Annotated in this window: 24 protein-coding genes and 4 tRNA genes; 14 read left to right on the top strand and 14 right to left on the bottom strand. The window is 58.9% G+C overall.

Annotated features, from left to right (window positions below; all coding sequences use genetic code 11):
* Positions 1-218: 218 nt before the first annotated feature.
* Both GSQ81_RS07020 and GSQ81_RS07015 read left to right on the top strand, forming a co-directional pair.
* On the top strand, positions 219-1,403 hold the full coding sequence (locus GSQ81_RS07020) for a DUF5666 domain-containing protein (RefSeq protein WP_254060061.1): 1,185 nt from the start codon (positions 219-221) through the stop codon (positions 1,401-1,403).
* Positions 1,404-1,506: 103 nt separating this feature from the next.
* On the top strand, positions 1,507-4,380 hold the full coding sequence (locus tag GSQ81_RS07015; RefSeq protein WP_158910069.1) for a TonB-dependent receptor: 2,874 nt from the start codon (positions 1,507-1,509) through the stop codon (positions 4,378-4,380).
* Positions 4,381-4,433: 53 nt separating this feature from the next.
* Here GSQ81_RS07015 and GSQ81_RS07010 read toward each other — a convergent pair whose 3' ends face one another.
* A complete protein-coding gene (locus GSQ81_RS07010) occupies positions 4,434-5,831 on the bottom strand; it encodes an NAD-dependent succinate-semialdehyde dehydrogenase (RefSeq protein WP_158910068.1) in 1,398 nt (465 codons plus the stop codon).
* Positions 5,832-5,955: 124 nt separating this feature from the next.
* Between GSQ81_RS07010 and GSQ81_RS07005 the strand changes: the two genes are divergently transcribed.
* Both GSQ81_RS07005 and GSQ81_RS07000 read left to right on the top strand, forming a co-directional pair.
* Entirely contained in the window at positions 5,956-6,429 is a 474-nt protein-coding gene (locus GSQ81_RS07005) for a nucleoside deaminase (protein ID WP_158910067.1), read from the top strand.
* Between the two features lie 3 nt (positions 6,430-6,432).
* The gene (locus tag GSQ81_RS07000) at positions 6,433-7,743 is read left to right on the top strand and encodes a homoserine dehydrogenase (protein WP_158910066.1); all 1,311 of its coding nucleotides are present in this window, start codon (positions 6,433-6,435) and stop codon (positions 7,741-7,743) included.
* Between the two features lie 36 nt (positions 7,744-7,779).
* Here GSQ81_RS07000 and GSQ81_RS06995 read toward each other — a convergent pair whose 3' ends face one another.
* The 5 genes from GSQ81_RS06995 to GSQ81_RS06975 form a co-directional block, all read right to left on the bottom strand.
* Positions 7,780-9,363, bottom strand: a complete 1,584-nt coding sequence (locus GSQ81_RS06995; protein WP_158910065.1) for a glycosyltransferase family 39 protein — start codon at positions 9,361-9,363, stop codon at positions 7,780-7,782.
* Positions 9,364-9,516: 153 nt separating this feature from the next.
* Positions 9,517-10,740 carry a molybdopterin-synthase adenylyltransferase MoeB gene (gene moeB / locus GSQ81_RS06990; RefSeq protein ID WP_158910064.1) on the bottom strand — a complete coding sequence of 408 codons (1,224 nt, stop codon included), beginning with the start codon at positions 10,738-10,740 and terminating at the stop codon, positions 9,517-9,519.
* Between the two features lie 101 nt (positions 10,741-10,841).
* Positions 10,842-11,123, bottom strand: coding sequence for a MoaD/ThiS family protein (locus tag GSQ81_RS06985; RefSeq protein ID WP_158910063.1), 282 nt, complete (start codon positions 11,121-11,123; stop codon positions 10,842-10,844).
* Positions 11,124-11,134: 11 nt separating this feature from the next.
* Complete coding sequence (locus GSQ81_RS06980) at positions 11,135-11,593, bottom strand: Mov34/MPN/PAD-1 family protein (RefSeq protein WP_158910062.1); 459 nt, start codon at positions 11,591-11,593, stop codon at positions 11,135-11,137.
* Positions 11,594-11,597: 4 nt separating this feature from the next.
* Positions 11,598-12,533 (bottom strand): PLP-dependent cysteine synthase family protein, encoded by a 936-nt coding sequence (locus GSQ81_RS06975; protein ID WP_158910061.1) that lies wholly within the window; start codon positions 12,531-12,533, stop codon positions 11,598-11,600.
* A gap of 87 nt (positions 12,534-12,620) precedes the next feature.
* On the opposite strand from GSQ81_RS06975, the gene GSQ81_RS06970 reads away from it, so the two are divergent.
* Positions 12,621-13,034 carry a hypothetical protein gene (locus GSQ81_RS06970; RefSeq protein ID WP_158910060.1) on the top strand — a complete coding sequence of 138 codons (414 nt, stop codon included), beginning with the start codon at positions 12,621-12,623 and terminating at the stop codon, positions 13,032-13,034.
* 76 nt (positions 13,035-13,110) lie between these two features.
* On the opposite strand, the gene GSQ81_RS06965 is transcribed toward GSQ81_RS06970, so the two are convergent.
* From GSQ81_RS06965 to GSQ81_RS06955, 3 genes are all read right to left on the bottom strand, one after another.
* Positions 13,111-13,965, bottom strand: a complete 855-nt coding sequence (locus GSQ81_RS06965) for an SGNH/GDSL hydrolase family protein (RefSeq protein ID WP_158910059.1) — start codon at positions 13,963-13,965, stop codon at positions 13,111-13,113.
* Between the two features lie 397 nt (positions 13,966-14,362).
* Positions 14,363-15,232 (bottom strand): 16S rRNA (cytidine(1402)-2'-O)-methyltransferase, encoded by an 870-nt coding sequence (gene rsmI, locus GSQ81_RS06960; protein WP_158910058.1) that lies wholly within the window; start codon positions 15,230-15,232, stop codon positions 14,363-14,365.
* A complete protein-coding gene (locus tag GSQ81_RS06955) occupies positions 15,233-16,342 on the bottom strand; it encodes a CBS domain-containing protein (RefSeq protein WP_158910057.1) in 1,110 nt (369 codons plus the stop codon).
* Between the two features lie 38 nt (positions 16,343-16,380).
* On the opposite strand from GSQ81_RS06955, the gene rsmD reads away from it, so the two are divergent.
* Positions 16,381-16,980: a 16S rRNA (guanine(966)-N(2))-methyltransferase RsmD gene (gene rsmD / locus GSQ81_RS06950; RefSeq protein WP_158910056.1), complete on the top strand. Its 600-nt coding sequence runs from the start codon at positions 16,381-16,383 to the stop codon at positions 16,978-16,980.
* On the opposite strand, the gene GSQ81_RS06945 is transcribed toward rsmD, so the two are convergent.
* From GSQ81_RS06945 to thiL, 3 genes are read right to left on the bottom strand one after another with little or no spacing between them, the layout of a single operon-like run.
* The gene (locus GSQ81_RS06945) at positions 16,922-17,503 is read right to left on the bottom strand and encodes a hypothetical protein (protein WP_158910055.1); all 582 of its coding nucleotides are present in this window, start codon (positions 17,501-17,503) and stop codon (positions 16,922-16,924) included. The genes rsmD and GSQ81_RS06945 overlap by 59 nt on opposite strands.
* Positions 17,500-18,621, bottom strand: a complete 1,122-nt coding sequence (locus GSQ81_RS06940) for a cystathionine gamma-lyase (RefSeq protein WP_158910054.1) — start codon at positions 18,619-18,621, stop codon at positions 17,500-17,502. The genes GSQ81_RS06945 and GSQ81_RS06940 overlap by 4 nt, the downstream gene beginning before the upstream one ends.
* A gap of 21 nt (positions 18,622-18,642) precedes the next feature.
* A complete protein-coding gene (gene thiL, locus GSQ81_RS06935) occupies positions 18,643-19,647 on the bottom strand; it encodes a thiamine-phosphate kinase (RefSeq protein WP_158910053.1) in 1,005 nt (334 codons plus the stop codon).
* Between the two features lie 242 nt (positions 19,648-19,889).
* Here thiL and GSQ81_RS06930 point away from each other — a divergent pair, with 242 nt between their 5' ends.
* Complete coding sequence (locus GSQ81_RS06930) at positions 19,890-20,918, top strand: M23 family metallopeptidase (protein ID WP_254060060.1); 1,029 nt, start codon at positions 19,890-19,892, stop codon at positions 20,916-20,918.
* A 211-nt stretch (positions 20,919-21,129) separates the two neighbouring features.
* Here GSQ81_RS06930 and GSQ81_RS06925 read toward each other — a convergent pair whose 3' ends face one another.
* Positions 21,130-22,131 (bottom strand): hypothetical protein, encoded by a 1,002-nt coding sequence (locus tag GSQ81_RS06925; protein ID WP_158910052.1) that lies wholly within the window; start codon positions 22,129-22,131, stop codon positions 21,130-21,132.
* Between the two features lie 83 nt (positions 22,132-22,214).
* The gene (locus GSQ81_RS06920; protein ID WP_254060059.1) at positions 22,215-23,024 is read right to left on the bottom strand and encodes a TIGR03435 family protein; all 810 of its coding nucleotides are present in this window, start codon (positions 23,022-23,024) and stop codon (positions 22,215-22,217) included.
* Positions 23,025-23,170: 146 nt separating this feature from the next.
* Here GSQ81_RS06920 and GSQ81_RS06915 point away from each other — a divergent pair, with 146 nt between their 5' ends.
* From GSQ81_RS06915 to GSQ81_RS06885, 7 genes are all read left to right on the top strand, one after another.
* Positions 23,171-23,773: an HAD family phosphatase gene (locus tag GSQ81_RS06915; RefSeq protein ID WP_158910051.1), complete on the top strand. Its 603-nt coding sequence runs from the start codon at positions 23,171-23,173 to the stop codon at positions 23,771-23,773.
* Positions 23,774-23,919: 146 nt separating this feature from the next.
* Positions 23,920-23,995, top strand: a tRNA-Thr gene (locus tag GSQ81_RS06910).
* A 196-nt stretch (positions 23,996-24,191) separates the two neighbouring features.
* A tRNA-Tyr gene (locus tag GSQ81_RS06905) sits at positions 24,192-24,278 on the top strand.
* Between the two features lie 29 nt (positions 24,279-24,307).
* Positions 24,308-24,481 (top strand): hypothetical protein, encoded by a 174-nt coding sequence (locus tag GSQ81_RS06900; protein ID WP_158910050.1) that lies wholly within the window; start codon positions 24,308-24,310, stop codon positions 24,479-24,481.
* Between the two features lie 41 nt (positions 24,482-24,522).
* Positions 24,523-24,597: transfer RNA gene (locus GSQ81_RS06895), tRNA-Thr, on the top strand.
* Between the two features lie 45 nt (positions 24,598-24,642).
* A tRNA-Gly gene (locus GSQ81_RS06890) sits at positions 24,643-24,717 on the top strand.
* 20 nt (positions 24,718-24,737) lie between these two features.
* Positions 24,738-25,055, top strand: coding sequence for a hypothetical protein (locus GSQ81_RS06885; protein WP_318523930.1), 318 nt, complete (start codon positions 24,738-24,740; stop codon positions 25,053-25,055).
* The last annotated feature ends 141 nt before the right edge of the window (positions 25,056-25,196 follow it).

Here is a 25,196-nt window from a genome sequence, read left to right as displayed (position 1 = left end):
GACGAGCGTTTGCACGCGGATAAAGGTACGATTAAGCTTGTCTTAAGCCTAGGGCGATATCTTCATCTTGGCTCTGTTTGTTCCTGACACGAAATCACCTTTAATTTAGGAAACTTTTGGGGTGCTGGAGCGTCTTCCTTTAGAGGCAACAACTTCCCTCGGGCCGGCGCAGGCTACCCGCACGTTTTGCAATAGCAAGACATACAAGGACGACCACAATGGTTACCAGGCTTGGAATCTTCCGGGCATCAATATTTGGCGCGAGCCTGTTGCTTCCCGCGGCTGGGTTGATGACCTATACTGCGGCGGCTCAGGCGCAGGCTGCTACCGGGCCGAAGATTGGTACGGTGGCGGCCATCTCCGGCACGGCTATCACCTTGACGACCGATAGTAAGCAGCAGATCGCCGTCACAGTTACGGATGGCGCACGCATTCTTCAATTAGAGCCGGGCAGCAAGGACTTGAAGTCTGCTCAGACCATCACGCTGAACGATATTGCAAAGGGTGACCGGATTCTGGTTTCGGGCCAGCCTGGCAGCGATGCCACCTCGTTCACGGCTTCGCGCGTCATTCTGATGAAGGCCCAGGACATTGCACAGCAGCACGCGAAAGAGCAGGCCGACTGGCAGAGCCGTGGAACCGGCGGGCTGGTAAGCGCGGTCGATGCGGGAAGCGGGACGATCACCGTGTCGATCGGCGCGAAAAAAGTCGCCCTTCAGACATCGAGCGCTACAAAGTTTCGCCGATACGCCGGCGGTTCCGTGAAGTTTGAGGATGCACAGCCGAGTACGCTCGCAGAGGTCCGTGCAAGCGATCAGGTGCGTGTTCTTGGAACGAAATCCGCCGACGGCTCGTCCATCCAGGCAGAGATTGTAGTCAGCGGCTCATTCCTGCATCTGGCCGGAACAATAGCAACCATCAACGCGTCCGATGGGACGTTTACGATTAAGGATCTTGCTACCAAGAAGCTGATGACCGTCAAGGTGACGGCGGACTCCGACGTCCGCAAGCTGCCGCCACAAGCAGCGGCAAGGTTTGCTGCACGGGCAAAAGGCGGCGTCGGCACAGCAGGTCATGCTGGAACTGGCAGTGCCCATCCCGCAGCGGAGGCAAGTGCCTCGGCACCCGAAGGTGGCGTGGAGCAGCGACGATCTGCTGGTATGGATCTGTCGCAGATGTTGAGCAGGCTGCCCACGCAGACCCTCGCCGATCTTAAGGTTGGCGACGCGGTCATGGTGGTGGCGTCGCAGCAAGACCCCGCCAGCCACAATGTATCGGCAGTGACGCTCTTGTCCGGCGTTGAGCCGATTCTGTCCGCGAACCCGAATGGCGCGGCAACGATGAGCCTCTCGCCCTGGCAAATGGGTGGCGAACCTGATGCTGGCGGCGGATCGTCACAATAGTAGCTCTATTCAAGAGCGGCAACGCGGTATTTTTCGAGGAGTAGTAATGTCATTTCGTTCAGCTTTAAGGTTTGCTGTACTTTTTTCATTCGTTGTTATGCCTATGGTTGCAAGTGCCCAGCAGAAGGGCGCTACGGTACATGGAACAGTTGCCGATCCGGATGAGGCCGTGATTCCCGGCGCAATGGTTACGCTGACGCCCGCCTCCGGCAAGCCGCTGGTCACCCAGTCGCAGAGCGATGGAACCTACGTGCTTCACAATGTCCCAGCCGGCACATATTCCGAGACCGTTACGATGCAAGGCTTCGCTTCGTTCGTGAAGCTGGGCGTAAAGGTCAATGTGGGCCAGTCGCTCGCGCTCGATGCGAAGATGGACATCCAGGCCCAGCAGCAGGAGGTGCAGGTGACCGCGCAGTCGGCGCAGGTCAGCGTCGACGCAGACAGTAATGCCAGCTCCACGGTCATCAAGGGAAAAGATCTTGATGCCTTGTCGGATGACCCGGATGAACTTTCTTCTGAATTGACAGCGTTGGCAGGGCCGGCCGCCGGTCCGAATGGCGGTCAGATTTACGTCGATGGATTTACTGGCGGCCAGTTACCGCCAAAGTCTTCGATCCGCGAGATTCGCATCAATCAGAACCCGTTTTCGGCAGAGTACGATCGATTGGGCTATGGCCGGGTGCAGATCTTTACCAAGCCCGGCACGGACAAGCTTCACGGCTTTTATCAGTTGTCTGGAGATCCCTCGGCATTCAATAGCGGCAACCCGCTTCTCAACGACAATCTAAGTCCAGGGCAGAATTCTGTTACCCAACCTCCATACCATACGATATTAATGTTTGGAGACGTGTCTGGCCCTCTTACTTCCATTGCTTCTTTCACTGTGGGAGGATCGCACCGGTCGATTCAAGACAACGCCATGATCAACGCGACGGTGCTGCCATCGCAGTTTCCGTGCGCTGCTGGGCAGACCTCCTGTAACTATCAGTTGGCGACTCCAACTCCAAGTGTGCGGACCGATATCAGTCCGCGTATTGACCTCCAGTTGGGAGAGAAGAACACGCTCACGACACGTTTTGAATATGAGCTAAGCGATCTGTCGAACCAGGGCGTGGGAAACCTTAATCTGCCATCGACCGCGTACAGCTCAAGCAGCTCGGAGATTACGCTTCAGATGACGGACACGCAGGTTGTAAGCTCGCGCATCATCAATGAAACCCGGTTTGAGTATCAGCGTGACCATAGCACCGAGACACCACAGAGCACCACTCCGACGATCTCCGTTTCAGGAAACTTCACCGACGGCGGTGCAAATACAGGCGCCAACGCAGACAGTCAGAATCACTTTGAATTGCACAACTACACCTCGATCCAGTTGAAGAAGAACTTCATCCGGTTTGGCGGGCGGTTGCGGTCTACAGCAGATACAAATACTTCAACGGCAGGCAGCAACGGACTGTTTACTTACAACTGCCTATTGACATTGAATTGCGGAGTTGGGTCCGACGGCACGACTGTCTCTTCGTATGAGAATGAACAGGCCAGTCAGTTCAAAATTACCAATATTGTTCATCCCACGGTGAACGCAACCATGGTGGACTTAGGCGTCTACGCAGAGGATGACTGGAAGCCTGTTCAAAATCTCACCGTGAGCTATGGCTTCCGCTACGAAACGCAAAACTATCTTAGAGACCATCACGATCTCGCGCCGCGCCTGTCGTTTGCCTATGGCCTGGGACGCGGCCAAAAAGCGCCAAAGACCGTTTTGCGCGGTGGCTTCGGAATCTTCTACGACCGCTATATGCTCGCCAATATCCTGACCACCGTTCAATACAACGGTCAGAATCAGTTGCAGACAACTTTGGCGCTTCCAAATACTGCAACGTGCTCGCCTACTAATCTAAGCGGTTGCACCGCAGGGTCGCCGGGCGGCAACACGACTGTCTCGTCCGCTTCAAATTTGCGTACGCCCTACTCGATGGAGTTTGCTATTGGAGCCGATCAACAGGTGGCCCGCAATGCGACTCTGTCCGTAAATTATCTGAATACCAGAGGCGTGCATCAGTTTCTGAGCCAAAACGTGAATGCACCTACAGGCACGGACAGCAACGGCAACTTTATCTATCCGATTGCCCCCGCGCCCGGTGAGGCTGCAGCGGTCATCCAGCAGTATCAGTCTGAGGGAGTGTACCGGCAGAATGAATTGATTACTAATATCAATATCCATGAGAGGGCCTTTACTCTCTTCGGATACTATGTGTTGAACTTTGCAAAATCGGATACGGGTGGTATCACCACGTTCCCATCTCAGCCCTACAACATTGGTGCGGACTATGGACGCGCAGTATTCGACCGGCGTAATCGCCTGTTTCTCGGCGGCAATTTTTCGCTGCCATATCACATCTCGCTCAGCCCCTTCATCGTCGCTTCCTCAGGAACGCCTTATAACGTAACGCTTGGCAAAGACTTGAATGGCGACAGCGAATATAACGATCGGCCTGCCTTTGCAATCCCCGGCTCAACCAACGTGAGCACGATTGCAGGTTGCGGCAGCTTTACTACTCCTGTACCAGGCAACGAGACACGGATTCCTATTAACTACTGCACCGGCCCCGTGTTGTTCGTTACAAATCTTCGCGCTTCGAAGACGTTCGGTTTTGGTCGCTCTACGGCAACGCCTAATCAAGGTGGTTCGGGGGGCGGGCCTGGAAGCCATGGTGGCGACCACGGTGGCGGCCACGGTGGCGGCGGTGGTGGTGGCGGTAGAGGTGGATTTGGCGGCAGCAGGACGGACAAAAAATACAATCTGACGTTCTCGGCCCAGGCCCAGAACCTCTTCAACAATGCCGATTATGCGACGCCGAATGCGACAATGACGGGCAAGTCGTTTGGAAAGTCTACGCAGTTGGCGGGCAATCCTTATACCAGCAGTTCAGCCCTTCGTCGTATCTCCCTCAACATGTCATTCCAGTTCTAGGAATTAAAAACGAAAGCAAGGGCGGCCAGTTTTGGTCGCCCTTGCCCGTTTAATCACCTCTCAGAGCGAGGGTGCTCGTTATCAGGCTGTGCGATGACGACCGTCTTTGAATTGAGAAACTCGCGCATTCCCGCGGCAGATAGTTCGCGTCCATAGCCGGAACGCTTGATGCCGCCAAAGGGCAGTCGCGGATCGCTCGCAACCATTGCATTTATGAAGACCGCCCCGCACTGTAGTTCTCTGACAAAACGCTGTTGCTCGTTCGCGTTGTGTGTCCATGCTGAAGCACTCAAGCCAAAAGGAGTATCGTTTGCCAGCCGGATCGCCTCATCCAGATCCGCTACGCGAAAGAGCATGGCGACTGGCCCGAAGAGCTCTTCGCGATAGACCACACAGGTTCGCGGCACGTCGACGAGTACGGTTGGCTCGAAGTAGTTGCCCTCGCCGACCATACGCTCTCCGCCAGTGAGAATCCGCGCTCCGGCGCTGGTTGCGGCTTTTACCTGTGCTTCAAGCTCGTCGACGATGCTGGCCGTTGCGAGCGGCCCGATGTCCGTGGTGTCCTTCATGGGATCGCCGACGCGCATGGACTCCATGCCTGCGACGAAGTGTGCTTCGAACTCGTCATAAATCTCATCGGCGACGATAAAGCGTTTGGCAGCGATGCAGGATTGGCCGCTGTTGACGCAGCGTGCGCGAACGGCAGTCTCGACGGCAACATCGAGGTCGGCGGAGGTCATGACGATGAACGGGTCGCTGCCGCCCAGCTCGAGCACAGACTTTTTGATGAGCCAGCCTGCCTGCGCGGCCACCGCACGGCCAGCGGGCTCGCTTCCGGTTACGGTAACAGCGGCGATCCGCTCATCGTTGAGTACAGACTCGATCTGGCGGGAATCGATCAGCAGGGTCTGGAAGGTGCCTCGCGGAAATCCGGCACGGCGGACGAGTGCCTCGATGGTGAGGGCGCATTGGGGAACATTCGACGAGTGCTTGAGCAGGCCGACGTTGCCCGCCATCAGTGCGGGGGCAAGAAAGCGAAAGACCTGCCAGAAGGGGAAGTTCCATGGCATAACGGCGAGGATGACGCCGAGCGGGTCCCAGCGGACGTAGCTGTCGTTGCCGTCGGTCGGGATCGGTTCCGGGGTAAGGATGCGGGCGGCATTTTCCGCGTAGTAGCGGCAGGCGGTGGCGCACTTCAGCACCTCCTGTCGCGCGGTGTGGAGAGGTTTGCCCATCTCCTCGGTGATGATGATCGCTAGATCTTCGGTCTCATGTTCGAGGATCGAGGCCAGCTTTCTCATGCAGAGAGCGCGGTGCTCGAGCGGGACTGCCTTATAGGCCTCGAAAGCCTCGGCGGCGAGACCGATTTTCTGGTGGATCGCTCCGTCCTCAAGCGGATCGAAGTGACGGAGGAGTTTGCCGTTGGCGGGATTGATGGATTCGATGGCCATGCGTATAGGAGCGTCTACACTGATGTTAGGTTAGCAAGGAGCGGTGGGGCATGTGCCATAATTTGACTATCCCGTCAGTCTCTCCGTGCCAAATGCGGAATATGGAATAAGGATAACGAGCCGAATGCAGGGCAATCCAATCTTTATGGAAAAGGCGATCGCCCTGGCGACGGAGAATGTCGTCTTGGGTCGCGGCGGCCCTTTTGGGGCGGTAATTGTCCGCGATGGCAAGATCGTTGCCACGGGTGTCAATCAGGTGACTGCAACTAACGATCCCACGGCCCATGCAGAGGTCACGGCGATTCGCAATGCTGCGGCAACGCTGGCAACGTTTGATCTGGCCGGTTGCGCGATCTATTCCAGTTGCGAGCCGTGCCCAATGTGCTTGGCGGCGATCTACTGGTCGCACTGTGATGCGATCTTCTATGGCAACACCTCGGCGGATGCTGCTGCCGCAGGTTTCGACGATGCGTTTCTCTATGAAGAAGTGAAGCTCCCCTTGAGCGAGCGCCGAATTCCGACGATAAACCTGTTGCGGGAGCAGGCAATCTCTAACTTTGAGGCTTGGCGCAAGTACGCCGGCAGAATCGATTATTAAGTGATGGCGACGAAGAAAAAACAGGCAGCAAAGAAGAAGCAAGCTGGTTCGACGGTAAAAGTGGCTCTACTCGGCTTCGGAACGGTGGGCAGCTCGGTGGCGCGCGTCTTGGCTGCGTCTAAGTTTCCCGGCATAGAATTGACCCATATCTTCAATCGCGATGTTCAGCGCAAGCGGACCTCTGCTGGGGCCAAGGCGGTTCCTGCGTCTGTTATCTGGACCGAAAACATCGATGACATCCTGAACTCAAAGGTTGACGTTGTCGTCGAGCTGATGGGCGGCTTGAATCCTGTCGAGGGATGGCTGCGCAAGGCGCTGGCGTCGGGCAAATCGGTTGTCACCGCCAACAAGCAGTTGATCGCCTATCGCGGCGCAAGCCTCTTCAAGCTGGCAGCGGTCAACAATGTTCATCTGGTTTATGGCGCTGCCGTGGCTGGCGGTGTGCCTGTGATTCCCGGCATGAAGCAGGGGCTGGGCGGAGATCAGGCAAGGCGGTTGAGCGGCATTCTCAATGGGACCTGCAACTACATCCTCAACCGCATGGAGGGCGGCGCCGACTATGCCACGGTACTGGCCGATGCGCAGCAGCTTGGCTACGCCGAGGCCGATCCGTCGGCCGATGTGGACGGCTTCGATGCGCGGGCCAAGCTGTGCATTCTGTCGCGCATCGCGCTCCATGCCGAGCTTGACCCCGATGCGGTGACGACCCAGACCATCTCGACGATCGAGTCGATCGACTTTACCTATGCCAAGGAGCTGAACTGCACGATCCGCCAGGTCTCGCAGGCAGAGCGAAACGGCAACGCCGTTCATGCGCGGGTCGCTCCGATGCTTGTACCGCTAAGCTCGCCGATGGCGTGGTCGCACGGCACGCAGAATATGGTGGTTGTCAGCGGACGGTTCGGCGGCGACGTCGTCTTCTCCGGCCACGGCGCGGGCGGCGAACCAACAGCGGTTGCGGTTGTCTCCGATCTGCTGGCCGTTGCGCAGGATTGCAGCGCGGTACAGTTGCCGGTCCGCAAGCGGGAAGTGACCGACGAGTTCATGGCTCCGCACTACCTTCGTTTCGTAGTGGATGACAAGCCAGGGATCGTCTCCTCGATTGCAGGTGCACTGGCGAAGGTGGGGGCAAATATCGATTCGCTGTTGCAGACCCCCGGCCATCCCAAGCACCGTCTTCCGTTTGTGGTCACGACCGAGCCTTCTTTGACCTCGACCATCGAGAAGGCCATGAAATTGATTGCCAAGCTGGACTGCATGTTGGAGAAGCCTCTATGCCTGCAGATTCTGGTAGCGGACGATAAGCCCGAGTAGTTCCGGGGTGTCCGCTGCTCACGATGTGGTTGGGGGCTAATAGTAGAACTTGTACTTTGCCCAGTTGAGCGTCGGGCTTTGGGCCTCCTGGCAGTCGTGCAGCAAATAAATCGTCTTGCGCCGTTCGAACGGCATGGCCAGCGGGTGATTCATGTTCCCGACGATCTGCACCTCGCGACACAGGCTCTGGAAGTGTTGCGGCGGATCGCCGGAGATGACGATGAGCACCTTTGCTCCCACGTTGTGCGGGCCCCAGAGCCAGTAGTTGTTGTGGCCGCTGATGACAGGAGGAAGATCGTGCCCAAGAAAGTCCAGCGCGCCCGCCTCTCCGTAATTGTCCGCGACGATACCTGCCTGCGCCCGATCCTCGGGAGAGAGCCGCTCGACGGCAGCAGTGATCTGGTCGACCTCTTCCTGCCATCCGAAGCGATCGGCGTAGAACTGCGGCAGTACCGCCCGCCTTCCGCTCTCGCTGTCGCTGTTGGGCAGATGAAGGGCATGGGCATACTTCAGGAACGTTGCGGGCCGAAGTATCGGATTGCTGGCGGGAAGAAAGACGGCCGATAGCACGATGACGACGGTGGTGAGGATCGGCCACGCGATCGCCCGGTCTGTTTGCACCCGCCGATTGGACGCGAACCGTTGCTGCCATGCAACGCCTCCTGCAGCGAACAGAAAGGGATAGATGGGCGTGACGTAGTAGTCCTTGGCGCCGAGGGCGACCATGACAACGAGGAAGATGCAGTAGGTGAGGCCCAGCCAGCGCTGCTCACGCTGCCGCAGCAGGCGGACAAGTCCAGCGATCCAGACGAAGGCCCCGAGGATACCGAGGATGAAGATCTGGTTGGCGATGAAGGGCAATGGAGCGAGACGCGTATTCTTACCCGCGACACGGCCGTCATGTAGAAACTCCAGCGTGGCCCAATGGTGGTGCATCTGCCAGAAGAGATTAGGCAGTGCGATCAGCACCAGAAGAACGACACCCCATGCGGCATATCGCGTGAACAAAGCCTTTCGCTGCGGAGTGAGCAGCAGGGCCAGCGCAAGCGCGATAAGGAAGAAGGTCATCGACGGCTTGTTGAGCAGGCCAAGTCCGGCGGAGACGCCGAAGACGGTCCACCAGAGACGCGGACTGCGGCCGCGCAGGATCAGGATGAGTGCAAGGATGCAGGGCATCCAGAAGGCCGACTCCCAACTGTTCATGGAAAGGAAGCCATCGATGGCGAGATAGATGGGCGCGAGGAGAACAAAGAGCATCGCCAGCGCCTGGGCGGAGCGGCGTCCGCCCAGCGCCCAGCAGATCACGCCGGTAAGCGCGACACGGATGGCTCCACCAAGCGCCGAGAGCAGGCGAATGCCCACGAGTGAATGGCCAAACAGCGTTTCGGCCACGCGGGCTTGTACCGCAACGACAGGGCCCTGGTCGACATAGCCCCAGGCGAGATGGCGCCCGCAGGCGATGTAGTAAAACTCGTCGCGAAAGTAGCCATAGCCGATGTGGTGCTGCCAGAGCGCAGCACCAATGTGGAAGACAAGCTTGATGGCTGCGAAGACCAGTGCCAGCCGCAGCGCGGGCCGCAGCGTTGGGTCTGAAGGTTGAATGACGGTTGTCCGTGCCATTATGAGCAAGATACGTCAAGACATGCCCAATGTTCCCGGTTTTTATAGGAAAGAAGCGGTGTAACGATTGGTGCGTTAGAGGTTGGGATGCACGGAAAAGAGAACACCCAAGCTTTTGGCGGCTCGGGTGTTCTCTTGCGAATTGATTTTGTTTTAGTACTTCGGCAGCGACGGGTCGATCTTCTCTGCCCACGCGGTGATGCCGCCGGTCAGATTGGAGACGTTGGTGAAGCCCGCCTGCTTGAGCGCCAGGGAAGCCTTCTGACTGCGTCCGCCGGTCTTGCAGTGGACAACGATCTCGCGGTCCTTCTGCGCGGCCAGCTCGCCGAGACGGCTGGGAAGCTCGCCCACTGGAATCAGCGGCGCACCAAGGTTGACGATCTGATACTCGTGCGGCTCGCGAACGTCGAGGACAAACACATCTTCCTTGGCATCGAGCTTCTGCTTCAGCGCCTCGACCGAGATCTGCGGAATGCCGTCGACCACAGGCAGGTCAGCGACTACCTTGTCGCGGGCGACCTCAAGCGGGCCAACCGAAGTGGGCTTCTCGATACCGCAGAACTGGTCATAGTCGATCAGCTCGGTCAGGGTTGGGTTCGCGCTGCAAACCGGGCACTCCGGGTTCTTGCGCAGCTTGAGGGTGCGGAAGTTCATGCCGAGGGCGTCGACCAGCAACAGGCGGCCAATCAGAGGCTCGCCGATGCCGAGGATCAGTTTGATGGTCTCGGTGGCTTGAATAACGCCCAGCAGACCGGGGAGAATACCCAGCACGCCCCCTTCGGCGCACGAAGGAACGAGGCCCGGCGGTGGCGGCTCCGGATACAAGCAGCGGTAGCATGGACCAGCCGGTACGCCGAAGACGCTGGCCTGACCTTCGAAGCGGTAGATGGAGGCGTAGGCGTTGGGTTTGCCCAGCAGGACGCAGGCATCGTTGACCAGATAGCGGGTCTGGAAGTTGTCGGTGCCGTCGGCGATGACGTCGTAGTCCTTCAGGATGTCGAGCGCGTTGGCGCTGGTCAGCATCGTGTTGTGCTTGATGACGTTCAGGTTCGGGTTGAGGCCCTTGAGCATCAGCTCGGCGGAATCGTTCTTCAACATGCCGACCGTGGCCGTGGTGTGGATGATCTGGCGTTGGAGATTGCTGGTATCGACGACGTCGAAGTCGACGAGGCCGATGGTGCCGACTCCGGCAGCGGCGAGATACATGGCGAGCGGCGCACCGAGGCCGCCGGTGCCGATGCACAGGACCTTAGCTGCCTTGAGTTTTCGCTGGCCGTCCATGCCGACCTCGGGCAGGATCAGATGGCGGGAGTAACGGGCGATCTCGTCGTTGGTGAGCTTGGGTAGTTCTACGGTTTCTTCAATGGCTGTAGGCATTGCGGCTTCCTTCGGGCTTCTCTTATCTCTGTCAATTCTAGATGCAGGAGCCGGGGGAAAGGCTCATCTGCGGGACGGACGCTTGTCGCTGGACCGTGGAATCAACAGCTTGTGCCGCCTGCGATGGAGGGAATAATGGTCAGCTCGTCGCGGTCGGTAACGGCGGTGGCTTCCTTTTCCGGCAGATAGCGGAGGTCATCGTCGTTGACGTAGACGTTGACGAAGGAGCGAAGCTTGCCCTCAGCGGTGAAGAGGTGCTGCTTCAGTTCGGGGTACTTGATGGTGAGCTGCTCGAACACCGCGCTGACGGTCGCACCGGAGACGGTGACGGTTTCAAGGCCGCCCGTGTAGGTGCGCAACGGTGTAGGGATGTGAATGTTCATGCTTGACCTTTCTATTTATTCGCCGGAGCCTTGGCGATTTCAATCTCGATGGCTTCGTCTTCGAACTTCTTGTCTTCCTCGGTGGTGCCGGTGAGCAGGAAGGAATTTGTCAGGACCGCTTTGTCGTTGTCGACGCTGGTGATGATGTACGAACATCCCAGCCAGTGGGCTTCGGCAAAGTCGGTCGGCGACCACTGCGCCGGGTGGTCGGGGTGCGAGTGGTAGAAGCCAACGATGTCGAGCCCGAGGCCGCGTGCCTGCCGCTGGATCTTCACCAGCTCCTGCGGAGCGATGTTGTAGCGGTTGTGGGCGGAGTCGGTGCGGGTGTTGCCCGCGCGGACGAGCTGCTGGACACGATTGCCCGTACCCGGCTCATTTTTGCCTAGCAAAACGCCGCAGCACTCGTGCGGATAGGTCTCTTCGCCGTGCGCGCGCAGGGCTTCGTAGTCGGCATAGCTGATCTGAAGCACTTGGTTACTCCTCCTGCCAGAAACGTTCGCTCATATACTTTTCAGCCGAGTCAGGAAGGATCGTCACAATGACGGCTTCGCGTTCGGCCTTGGCCTCCTGCTCACCGATCTGGACCGCCGTGGCGACGGCCGCGGCTGCGGAGATGCCGACGAGGATTCCCTGATTGCGAGCGAGGGCTTTCACCATTTTATAGGCTGTCTCGGTCGGCATCTCGATGTTGGCGTCGGCTAGGCTCGAATCGTAGATGCGCGGCACAATCGCGGTGGGCATGAACTTAAGCCCTTCCAGGCCATTGAAGGGCGAGTCGGGCTGCATGGAGATGCAGCGGATCTCGGGGTTCAGCTCGCGCAGGCGGCGCGAGGTGCCCATAAACGTGCCGCTGGTGCCCAGACCGGCGACAAAGTGGGTGATGCGGCCGTCAGTCTGCTCCCAGATCTCGTTGCCGGTGGTGCGGTAGTGGGCCTTCCAGTTCTCGTCGTTGGAGTACTGGTCGGCGTAGAAATATTTGTCCGGCTCAGCGGCCGTCATCTCGCGGGCCTTGCGAATGGCGCCGTCGGAGCCGTCGGCCGGGTCGGTCCAGATGACGTTGGCACCGTAGGCCGCGAGGTAGCGCTTGCGCTCGGGCGAGACGTTCGAAGGCATGCAGAGCGTAACCGAGAAGTCCAGCGCAGCTCCCAGCATGGCGTAGGCGATGCCCGTGTTCCCGCTGGTTGCGTCGAGCAGGCCACGGCTGGCGGTTAGCAGGCCACGGCGCTGGGCGTCGGTGACGATGGCCGAGGCGGCACGGTCTTTGACGGAGCCGCCGGGGTTGGTCCACTCGGCCTTGCCAAGGATCTGAACGCCGGGTAGGTGTGCGGAGAGGCGTTCAAGCCGTACCAAAGGCGTATTGCCGATGCGTTCGAGGATGCTGGTGCCGAGCGATTTGGTAAGAGTAATCATCTGTTTCCGTTTTTGGCCCATGTCTGCCGCAGGAGAGCGGATTGTAGGAGAAGACCGGATGTGCGACAGTTAAGATGAGTCTAACTTATGGCAAAGAAGAGCCCGCAACGAAGTTTCAACGATGTCCTTTCCCTTCTGGGTAGTCAGCGATTTGATGTAGCGCCCGCGCAGGAGGGTGCAAAGCGTACCCCCAACGCCTTTCAGGTGCGCAAGAACGGCTGTGCCGCGGAGATTGCCGCCGCTCCCGATGGCACCGTGCTGATGCTGTCCCATCCCGGCTGGGTTCTGAACGGCGAGATCTCGCGTCTGCTCGACAAGGGCTACCAGAAATTTCTGAAGACCAGCCACGTCGAGATTCCGGCTACGGCGGACAAGCTGCGCGCCATCCACGAGTTCAGCGAAGAGCTGAACGAGGCGGCCGGTGCGACCAGCCTTTACAACGAATCGCTCGGAACCACCAGCGATGTGTACATGTACGACCGGGTCAAGGGCCGAGCCTAGTAACGATCTGACGTCATCTCGACCGGCGCGCAGCGGAGTGGAGAGACCCCTGTATTTCGTGTTGGGGGTAGCCATATCAAGGGGCGGGCTCATGCTCCAGCTCTTCATAGAGCTTGTCCCCGACCGCCTTGTGAGTAGCCGTCGAAGGATGCCCCGTGTGGTAGTAGAAGTGTGTCGCGGGGCTGGCGCAAGGCGTTGTGTTCTCGTGGTGAATCTCGCGTCCGGCGCAGGCATCGGTCGTATTGGTGATGCCATACTGCGCGGGGTGCAGCATCACGTCGTCGTAGAACGGCCCCCAATGGCTCAACAGGATTTGCGCTCCAGCTAGCTGCGGGGAAATCTCTTCGGGGATGCGGGCGAGCTCGGGATTGAGGCGTATGCCTACTGCACTGAAGGCCGGGATGGCGGTGGGCAGCAATGCGACTGTGAAGCGACGCGCTCCAAGGGAATAGAGAGTCTTGATCTCGCCGGTAAGATTGGCCACCGTCGTCGCACTCGGGAGACTGCGATCGTTGAGACCACCGGCGATGAAGAAGAGAGTCGTTGCAGGGTCGAAGGTGATGGTGTGGGCGTTCACCCTGGCGGCGAAGTCGTCCACCTGATTGCGCATTCCATAGCCGAGCAGGGAGTTCCCAATCTTCTTCCCCGCACCGCTGCCGGTCTGCGCTCCGCTGATGGCAAAATCAAGGCTTTGATTGGCGGTATCTGCCGCGTTCGCGGGAGCCAGGGTAAAGCCGAGATGCTGCGCCAGATAGGCGACCGAGGTGGGGCCGTTGCCGTCAAGGTATCCCTCGCCGATATCGGAGTAGCTGTCGCCGAAGACGTACATTCGATGGATTGGAGCCGACTTCGTAACCTGTGCGAGGGCCGGGGCAAGAGATGCGCTGCATAGGAGGATGATGGCGAGTCCAGTGATGTTGAAGCGCGGCATGAGCAACTCTCGTCGGAAAATATTTTCCATCTGAAACACGGCAAGTATTCACGAGAGAGCTCCGGTCGTGCAACTCGACCCAAAAAGTGGGTAGTGGTTAAGTCTAAAAATTGCTTCTACTTCATAAGCTTGATAACCCAGAAAATCTCGATAGAAAATATGAAGATCATAAGAGTTAAAAGCCAATACAGACGCTTCTTCTGACTTCTGCTCAAATTTCTCGGAAACATTACGAAGAGGGAGGGAAGTTTTACCGCCCACCAAGCGTTTGGATTTTTCGGATCTTCCGGCATCCCCCCATACTCTCAAGGCATCAAGGGAGGCGCAAGAGACTTCTTAAGGTGCCTTCGCAAATTACGCAAGCAGTCCAAACTTGACCACTACCCAAAAATGGATTTCAACGCAACCGGTTCTGCTCGCGCTGAAACTCGCGATAGGCCTCGCTCTTGCCGATGCCGCGCTCGCGGGCGACGCGCTTGAGAGCATCTTTTTCCGTGAGACCTTGGGCCTGCATCAGCGACGCGACTTCGACAGCGATGCTGGATTTTTGCGCGGCGGCCTGTTGTGCGGCAGGAGTGAACAGCAGAACGATCTCGCCACGAATGACTGCGCGGGCTCCAAGCTGGGCGCGGAGCTCGCTGACCGGGCCACGCAGGAACTCCTCGTGCAGCTTGGTCAGCTCCCGCGCCACGACGGCGTGCTGCGCCGCTCCGAAGACGGCTTCGAGATCGCCCAGCGTGTCCGCGATGCGATGAGGAGCTTCGTAAAAGATGTGGGTGGCGTTGTCACGGGGAAGCTCTTCGAGAGCAGTCTTACGCTGCCCGGGCTTGGAGGGCAGAAAGCCATGAAAGGTGAAGCGGTCAGTGGGCAGGCCGCTGGCGATCAGGGCGCTGATGGCGGCGTTCGCTCCGGGAACAGGGAAGACAGGAATGCCAGCCGCGATGGCTGCCGCGGCGATCTGGCCGCCGGGGTCGGCGATGCCCGGCGTGCCAGCATCGCTGACGATGGCGATACGCGCTCCCTGCTTCAGCTCGGCCACCAGCTCTTCCGCGCGCGGAGCCTCGTTGTGCATGTGGTAGCTGACGGTGGGAACGCGAATCTCAAAGTGGTTCAGCAGCTTCTGAGTCTGGCGGGTGTCCTCGCAGGCTATCCGGTCGACACTGCGCAGGATGCGCAGCGCCCGAACGGTAATATCTTCGAGATTGCCGATAGGGGTTGCGACCAGATAAAGCCCCGGAGCCAGCGGTTCCAGAGAATCGACAGCCATCTATTCCACCGGCGGGCGCAGCCTGCGGCGCTGGTTCAGCAGGCCGAGGGCGTGGTTCAGGTTCTGTGGTGTGATGATGCCGACGATGCGGTTGCCTTCGAGGATGGGAACCATCTGTGCAACCTGCCCAGTCATGATGCGCTTCAGTGTCGATACCAGCGAATCGTCCGGCTGGGCGGTCTGGAACGAGCGCGTCATCACGCCTTGTACATAGCCATTGCCTTCGGCCTGCAGCGCCTCGACGATGCCCTGCCGGGAGACTGCGCCAACCAGATTCGCGCCACGCACGACAGGAAAAACATCCTGCAGCGTATGCACCGAGCGCTGCAGCGCATCTTCAAGCGTGTCCGAAGCGGACAACATGCTGAACTCGGTGAGCATAACGTCGCGCATGCGGACGGCTTCCGTATCGTTCTGCAGCAGCAACCCCTGGCCCTCCATGTGCGAGCCGATGAGCACGAAGCCGCCGATCATGATGAGCCACATGTTGCTGATGATGAGACCGCCGATGACCAGTGCGAGGGCGATCATCTGCCCGAGTCCGACCGAGGCGCGGGTGCCTTTCAAGATGCCATGGCCCTTCGAGAACTCGCCGCGGAAGAGTCGGCCGCCGTCCAGTGGAGAAGCAGGAAGAAAGTTAATAGCACCGAGCAGCAGATTGATCCAGATCGCTGAACGCAGCAGGTGAGGAAGCGCGATCCACGGGCGCTCGACCAGACTGATCTGCGGCGTCACCGTGAGCACAATAGCAGCGAGCAGCAGACCGAAGCCGATGTTTGCCAAAGGGCCGACCAGCGCGAGCCGCTTTTGCACATCGGGTGCATCGGCGCGCTCCGTCGCTTCAGGGGTACCAAAGGTCATCAGAGCGCCGGTGGGCAGCAGCAGCAGGCTGCGCAGGTCTAGGCCCAGCCATGCAGCGGCGATGGCGCGGGCGATCTCGCGGACGGCGAGGGCGAGCAGCAGCAGCAGCCACAGCGAGAAGCCACGTCCGCCGGTCGAACCTAAAACCGAGCCATAGCTGACGGCGACGCCCAGCAAGAGCACAAGGAAGGTGTGGATGCGAATATCCACGCCGAGAAATCTGCCGATCGGAAATGACCACCCACGCATAACTATCATTGTATGCGCTGCCGTCATACCATTGGGAGATGCGCGTTATTGCAGGAACCTATCGCTCCCGTCCCCTGGCCGCTCCGCGTGGTCTGGACACACGGCCCACTAGTGACCGATTGCGGGAGACCTTGTTCAATATTCTTTCGCCGCGGCTCGAAGGCTGCTGCTTCGTCGATCTTTACGCCGGGACAGGTGCAGTCGGAATCGAGGCCCTGAGCCGTGGCGCGGCCCATGTGTGGTTCGCCGAAAATGCCGATCCTGCGCTCGCCTCGCTCCGCGCGAACCTTACAGCACTGAAGATCAGTAGCGGCTTCACGGTCGAGCCACGCGGAGTCGGCGCTGTGCTGCAGAAGCTAGGCAAGCTCACACAGCAGATCGATCTGGTCTTTCTCGATCCGCCGTACGAAGCAGAGGCAGAGTATTCGGGGACGTTGAGCTTTCTTGGCAGCGCTCGCGGGCGCGAGATGCTTGCGCCGGATGCGCTAGTGATTGTGGAGCATACCAAAAAAGCGAAGCTGGCCGCGCGCTATGGCGCACTGGAGCATACGCGGCTGGTGAAGCAGGGCGACGCCACGCTTAGCTTTTTTGCCTTTGCGGCGGCGAAGGAAAACCCCCACCCTGATGCTGCCCTGTAAGCAGATCGACGGAGAAGGCGACTTCTTTGTCGGTCATCAGGTTCCAGCCGAAGCCGTGCAGCATACTGCCCTCGATGGCCGTGATGCGAAGGCCCTCCCAGCTTAGCTTTGCTGTCTGCCATGCGTGGCCATGTTCGCCCCAGGCGACGATCGTGTGGAAGCCGGAGAAGAGGAGCAGGTTTTGCTCGGGCAGCGAACGGACTTCGACCACCGGCTTGAGCGCGATGTGGGTGCTGCGTTCGGGGTGCATCGTGTCGACGATGTAGGCGTAGCCTCCGGCGACGGCACAAAGCTCGTCCGCGTTGGGACAAGCGAAGACGCCTGTAGGCATGGATGGGTCGGTGAAGCCGAGAGCGCAGGTGGCAAGAAAGACTCCGCCGCGGGTAGGGCGGACCATCAGTAGCAGCGCGCCCCGGGCCAGCGCATCTTCTTCACCCGCAATCTGCTGCGGATAGGTGAACTGGCGAGCTGGCGCGATCATCGGCGGTTGCGTCAGAATCTCGACGGTCCAGCTCTGTGTCATCGAATCGCGTCCAATGCGTGTGCCATATCTTCGATAAGGTCTTCAACGGCCTCGCAGCCTGCACTCATGCGGATGAAGCCCTCGGCGACGGCATCGCCTCCCCAGCGGGCGCGGCGCTCGGCGGTGCTGGTAATGCCGCCGAAGCTGGTAGCCTCGGTGAGTAGCTGCGACTTTGCGAGGAAGGTCTCGGCGGCCATACGGTCACGCAGAATGAAGCTGAGGACCGCACCAAAGTAGCGCATCTGCTTCGCTGCGATAGCGTGGCCGGGATGCGTAGGCAGTCCGGGGTACAAGACGCTCTCGACCTCTTTGCGCGTCGTCAGAAACTCCGCGATGCGCTGGGCATTCTCGCAGCTTCGTTCCAGCCGCAGGGGAAGTGTGGCGATGGAGCGCAGGGCAAGCCACGCCTCCATGGGGCCGAGGATGCCGCCGGTCAGGGTGCGCCACTGGTCGATTTTGGCGAGCAGTTCGCGGTCACGCGTGGCTACGTGGCCGAGCAGGAGATCGCTGTGGCCGGTCATGGATTTAGCGTCGGAGGCGACAGAGAAATCTGCACCGAGCGCGAGCGGCCGTTGGCCCAGCGCAGTGGCGGTGGTGTTGTCGACGGCTACCAGCACGCCGTCGCTGCGGGCTGCTTCGCACAGCGCGGTGATGTCGCAGATCTCCATGGTGGGATTGCTGGGGGTCTCCAGCCAAAGCAGCTTTGCACCCCGCAACAACTCGGCCTGCGCATTGCGGGCGGTTGGCGCGGTGCGAAGCTCGATGCCCATCTTGGCGAAGTACTCCTGCGCCAGCACACGGGCGGCGAAGTAGGCGTTCGAGGGCATCACAACGACGTCGCCGGGACGCAGAATGGCTCCGAAGACCGCGGTAGTGGCGGCCATGCCTGAGGCGAAGACGAGCGCGTTGGCGCTATAGCCGGGGCCGGACTCCATCTGGCCGATGGCGTGTTCCAACTCCGTCCATGTGGGGTTGTGGGAGCGGGCGTAGCTGTAAGCCGTGTCCGCCGGGTCGCCGGGGGTGTGGTACGGAGCGGCGAAGACCGGGCCGGAGTGGAGTGGTGTTCCGGGGATGGCCGGGGTCAGACCGGAGCGGATAATTTTGGTGGAATCGCGCATAGATTTAGCAGTAAATGCGGCTTAGCGGCTGGGAAAGTGCTCCCATCCCTGTGGCTCAAGTGTAGCGCGGCTGCCATTGGGTTCAATCAAGGCGATCAGTGGGCGCCCGGCCTGTTTGCGCGTGAACTGCCCGATGCGGGTAATAGGGACGCCCGCCAGTTGGCGAGGGACACAGACTGAGGCTGGCGCAGAGAAGAGCAGCTCGTAATCTTCGCCGCCATGCAAAGCGACACTAAGGGCTGCTGCTGAAGGTAGCTTGCGAGTAAGAAAATGCAGAGGGATGGCTGCCTGTTCGAGTTCGGCGGTAACGTTGGAGGCTTTGCAGAGGTGGGCCAGATCCGTTGAGAGGCCATCGCTGATGTCGATGCAGGCGGTCGCCAGTTTGCGGCGCAACAGCGCCTGACCCACTGCGACACGAGGCTCAGGAAAGGTCTGGGGGTGATTTCCCGTTTTGGAACTCTTTGCCGGACCAGCGTTGCGGGCGAGCATGGAAGAGAGCTCTGCGGCCGCTCCGCCAAGTGCTCCGGTGACGTAAATCACGTCGCCGACGCGGGCTCCAGAGCGTCGCAGGGATCTGCCCACAGGTGCAGCGCCGAGGAGAACGATATCGGCAAGGATGGCGCTCGTGGGGGATTGAGCGGTGTCTCCGCCGGCAAGGGTAATGCGGTGCTGGCTGGCAAGGGACCGTAAGCCTTTGAAAAAGCGGGTGATCCATGCACGACCCTTGGCAGTCGAAACCAGATCAGCAGGCAGGGCGAGCGAGAGAAAGGCGGTCATCGGAGTTGCACCCATGGCGGCCAGGTCGCTGAGACCACGCGCAAGGCAGCGGTGGCCGATGGACTCGGGCGAGTGCAGATCGCGGCGAAAGTGTCGCCCTTCGAGGGTAAAATCTGTCGTAACAAGGACTTCGGACCCAGATGGAGGGCGAAGGATGGCACAGTCGTCGCCAATGCCAAGGGCTACGGCTCGACTTCGTGAGGTGCCGAAGTCACGGCGAATCTGCTCGATCAGGGCTAACTCTCTCATGATGTTCTAAATACGGCCGAAAAGCAGTATAGCGATGTTATATTGTGTGGCTAAACCGAGTTGTGCGGTATCCGGTGGTTTGTTAGGCTGTAGAAGACGCCCGAACCAAAACTGCAATTTCTGAATGCCGATTAGTAAAGCTCATTTGCCCTGGTTGAATCATTGAGTGGAATTTGTCAGCAGTGAAGCTTTGTGAACGGCAATTGTAGTGTGGTCAAATTCATCTGGGTCTGGATTGTCGATTGAGTCTTAAAAAGCGCTACTACATCATGTTCGTCAGCCGTGGCGAAGACGGGAGCCTCAACAAGGTTCCGGTGCCGCTGCACTATGCGTATATCTTCGTGGCGGCAGCCGTGATCGGCATGTTTACGATTACCGGGATGGCGGGATCGTACTCGCGGATGCTGATTAAGACAGCGCGCTTCAATCAACTTCGGCAAGACCACAACTCCCTGCAAAAAGACTATGCGCATCTCGAGAAGACGGCGCACGATAAGGATATCGAGGCAGCCTCCCTGGGTTCGCTGGCGAGCGAAGTTTCCGCCCTCTATGGCCTGACCGCAGGCAAGCTGACATCGACGAGCAAGATAGTGATGACGGCAGGGCGGCATCACAAGTCGTCCGGGACTGAATCGGTTGCGACGACTCCGCTGACCGAGACCAGCAACAGCCTTACAGACGAGTCGTATTACAAGTCTCTGCAATCTTTTTATGCCCTGCGCAACTCTGCGATGAGCGGCTCAGTAACGCGTGCGCTGACAGTGATGGGTAGTCCCGACTATTCCCCGACGGGCAGTCTGGATATGACAGACACTGGCAACCTCCAGATGGCCTCCTACGCTCCTTCGCTTTGGCCGGTCATGGGGCCGATTACAAGCAGCTTTGGTGAGCGCGAAGATCCGGTCAAGGGCAACGGCGAAGGTGAGTTTCATAAGGGCCTTGATATCTCTGCGCCGACCGGCACACCGGTCCACGCGACTGCCGACGGAGTAGTAAAGCTCGCCGGAATGGTGAACGGCTACGGACGTGAGGTGATCATCGATCACGGCCACGGCGTTGAGACCTGCTACGCGCATCTCTCGGCCTTCGCTTCGATCGTCGGCCAGATAGTGATTCGCGGCCAGGTGATTGGATATGTCGGCCACAGCGGCCGGGTTACCGGCTCCAATCTTCACTACGAGGTGCGGATCCGCAATACTCCCGTCAATCCTCATCGCTATATGCGGGTGACGATGGCCAACCTTGGCAGCGACGCGGCATCAGGCAGCTAGCGTACCGATCCTGTTTAAAAACTCTTCAATCAAGCAATCTGAATCATCCTTGTCATCCTTCGCCGCAGGCGGAGGACCTGCTTTTGCCATTGTCCCTGCTTTTACCTGTTCTTGATTCGCGCCATCGGTCAAAAACAGGCGAGGACCTAAGTCCTCGCCTGTTTTCTATTCGCCAGCCTGTTTACCAGTATTGACCACATGCCAGATGCTCTTATGGCTGAGGACTGGCAGATGGCGCGGTGAGCTGCTTGAGCAGATCGAGAGGGACAGTCCCCGTAAGCACGGTGCGGTCCTTGTGCTGCTCGATCTTCAGCGACTCGATCATGGTGCGCAGCGAGGCATCGGCGGGGATGCGTGGCTGGCCCTGCTGGATCGATCGGAAGAGATTGAGCAGACCGGTCAGGGTTTCGGCGGAGCGGGCGGCATCGGCGTCGGTTGGGGCGCTCTGCTCGACACGCAGATGAAGCGTTCCCACATAGCGCAGGCTGGCCACGAAGGTGGTGTCCTCGGGCAACGGAAGCTGCAACCCGAGAACAGAGATATAGCCGCGCTCGGAGAAGGGCAGGCCGATGTGGCCGATAGCCCATGCGCTCGACAGCAGAGGCACATCGCCGTACCGCGCCGAGAGCAACGATGAACCAGAGAAGGGCGATGCCGCGGCACGATGGCGATCGAGGATGGAGTGGATCTGCTCGGTCGTGGGCATGTTGGAGGCGGCGATGGTGTCGTAGTCGAGCTGGGCAACGCGAAGCTGGCGCGCGGTGCGGGTTTTGGGGTCGAGCTCGCCTACCGGGATTGTGAAGATGGTGTGGCCGTCGTAGCTCTCCTGCGAGGTCGCGATGGTCGCAAGATACTTGGCAAGTCGGGTGCCGTCGAAGCGGCCTTCGAAGACTTCGGAGTAGCCTACGGATCCATTGGGCCCATCAGGATCGTCCATGCGATGCAGCGCGAAGGCAGCGTCGTCGAGGTCGCGCTCTGGCACAATGCCAGTAGCGTCAATGAAGTGCTGATAATCAGCGCTGCGGTTAACGGTCGTGCGGTCGAAGTGGGTCGCCAGCCGCAGAGGCTTGAGGTTGAAGTAGACGATGGCGTCTGACTCCGGCAGCAGGCGCGCTGCCTCGGGCGGAGCGGCCTTGCGCAGGAAGATGGCGACGGCCAGCGCGGCTACAAGCGCGAGCGCGATAAGAAGCGAGTAGCGGGTCGATTTGCGCATCCACTTTGTTTCTACTCTGTCCCCGGACGTACGGCAATGTTTTCAATGACCTTCGTGCAGAAGTTCGTTTGCGAAGCAGAGGATTAGTTGGCGGATGGGTGGGCGATCTGGTCGATAACGAGAGTTTCGACAGTGCCTTTGGCGGGTTGGAGTTTGAGGCCGAGTTGTTCCTTCAGAACGGTGAAGAGCGATGGATAGACGGAGTCGGGAATCTCCTCGGGAGACCATTTGATCTCGAAGTCGAAGTTGCCTTTGAGGCCGGTGTGGTCCTCGACCGGACGGCCCGCCTGACGGCGAAGCGCGGCGGCAACATCAGCCATGGACATCTTCGAAGCCTTCATTTCGCCCATTGCGCCGTTGAAGTTGGTGCTCATGTTGGGCTGCGAGTCAGGTGTGCTTGGCTTGAGGGCCGGCCCGGTTTTTCCTGGCTTATTGAGTTTGAGCCAGTAAACGGGGCCTTCCTTTTGCTCGCGATGAAATTTGAACTGAAAGCGGTCTTCGAGCAGCGAAAGGATGAGTTGCTGAAATTGCTCCGGGGTCCTGACCTCGGCGTGATCGGCGATCGTGGCGTTGATGTCGAAGGTCTCGTTGTTGATCCAGCCGGGCGCGCCGGACATACGGTTATCGTCGAGACCGGAGGCGATTCGAATGAGGGTGCGGACTGTGGTTGCGGTGGCGACAAAACGTCCGCCGGGAAGGATGCGGCGATTGGAGGGTTCGTCGCCGGTGAACGGGTGCGGGCGAATCGAGGCGACTTCAAATCGAAGGGGCAACGGCGCAGCAGGCGATGATGGCGATTGGGCTGAGAGATGCAACGGGGCAGCGGCAAGCAAAAGCAGCATGGCGAGGAAATGTCCGATACGAAAAGACTTCGTCTGCAGCGTTGTCATCATGATTCTTCCTACGGACACCCGCTGCAAAAGTTCCGAAATTAATCCTTAGCGTCAGCGGCGAGCAAATATCCCTGATGATCCCTGATGAGAAAATGAAGAGAGTGCGATGAAATCGCAAAGCGTCATGCAGAGAAAGGCAATAGACTTTGAAACTGAACTTACCGGCTGGCCCCTTCAAGGCTTATCTGTTCGATTGCGACGGCACGATTGTCGATTCGATGCCGCTTCATTACGTCGCCTGGCGCAACGTCCTTGCCGAATGGGGCTGCGAGTTTGAGGAAGAGATCTTCTATGCGTGGGGCGGTATGCCGGTAACGGAGATCATCTCCACGCTGAACCAGCGGCATGGGCTGAAGATGCCGATCGAGGATGTATCCCGGCGCAAGGAGGAGCTTTATTTTGCGGCTCTTTCGCAGCTCAAGGCTGTCCCTGAGGTGCTGGAGCATATTGAAGATCAATTTGGGAAGATTCCTTTCGCGGTGGTGTCGGGAAGCACAAAGGATTCCGTGGTGGCTTCGCTCGAATCGCTGGGGATTCTGGACCGGTTCGACACGCTTGTCTGTGCCGGGGATTACGAGAAGAGCAAGCCCGATCCCGAGCCGTTTTTGATGGCGGCACGCAGGCTCGGAGTCGCGCCCGAGTCATGCCTCGTCTTCGAGGACACGGACATGGGCGTGCAGGCCGCGACCGCTGCGGGAATGGCTTCAGTGAAGGTGCCTCCGCCGTGGGAGCGGGTTTCAATTGGCTGAAGAGTTTTCAAGAGGCAGCCACGTTGCGACCACGTTCCGGCTATGCTAAAGTTACGACTGCGGCGCACTCTGCGCAGGCACTGCTGCGCGTTCTGCGGTTGGGCTTACAGAGGGCTGATTCACAGCGGTAAAACAGGGCTGTTTGGGCTGGCGTAGCTCAGCTGGTAGAGCATCTGATTTGTAATCAGAGGGTCGGGGGTTCAAGTCCCTTCGCCAGCTCCAGTTTCAGGCAGCAATGAGAGGTAGCAGCGGTAGAAAGACGGATTTGGTTGTACTGCTTGCCGTTCTGGTCACGCAGGCCTCCTCAGACTTCTTCAAGGTTTTAGATAACCCGCACGATTCGGGATATGGATCGTTGCATGGGACTTGATGGGTTGAGATAAGGGCTGTGTGCGGCAGAGAGGACTTTGCAGAATGTGCACAGGTGGCCGAGTGGTTAATGGCAGCAGACTGTAAATCTGCCACTCTTCGAGTTACGGAGGTTCGAATCCTCCCCTGTGCACCACTAGTTTTTTGTTGTACGAGCGGAGAGTTGTGGATCTAAGCCCTGCAGGCAGCGGACGGATGTGGATTGCGCTTGCTGTCATTGGGGTATTGGCCTTACTTTCCTGGCATACGATGCAGCCAGGAAAATACCGGTCGCTGACGTGGATTTTATTGGGCTATTTTGCCTTCCGCGTCGGGTTGGAACGCTACCGTTCGCGGTAAAATTGTTTTACGGTAGAAAAGTTTTTGTTTCAGGTTTTTATGCTGGCGTAGCTCAGTGGTAGAGCACTCCCTTGGTAAGGGAGAGGTCGAGAGTTCAAGCCTCTCCGTCAGCTCCAGAATTTTTGAGAAGTCCAGAAGATGGACGACTTTGCAGTAGCAGGGCGGGAGTAACTCAGTGGTAGAGTCACAGCCTTCCAAGCTGTTGGTCGCGGGTTCGATTCCCGTCTCCCGCTCCAAATGTTTGTAGGAGATTGCGTTGAGCACTTTGCATGAGCAGGCTGTACTTCATGTCGCCGATCCCGAGCCGTTTGGCGTGGTGAAGGGGGCCATCGAGTCCTCATTTTCTTCGGGACATGTAGCCGCGTTTTTGAAGACCCTCGAGCGTTCGGGGGTTCGCGTGCGTGACTTTCAGTCGGTGCTGGTCAAGGGGCTCCTGGGCAAGACCACCGCAACGGAGTATGGCCGGTTAGGCAACAGCGACCAGGGCCAGATTCGTGAGTTCTATCTCGCCAGCCTCGAACGCGTTGCGCCGGAGCTGCGACAGAAGTTTTTCAGGCTGTACGCGTACTACTGATCGGGGAGTTAGTTTTCAGCTTATTTTTTTATACCGCCGGTCCAAACGCCGGCCAACACGAGGAGACGAGTAGTCATGGGCAAGGAAAAGTTTGACCGGTCAAAGCCGCACGTAAACATTGGAACGATTGGGCACATCGAC

This window comes from Granulicella sp. L56 (genome assembly GCF_009765835.1).
GTDB lineage: Bacteria > Acidobacteriota > Terriglobia > Terriglobales > Acidobacteriaceae > Edaphobacter.
The sequence above is the reverse complement of the archived record's forward strand: the minus strand, read 5'-3'. Positions and strand labels throughout refer to the sequence as shown.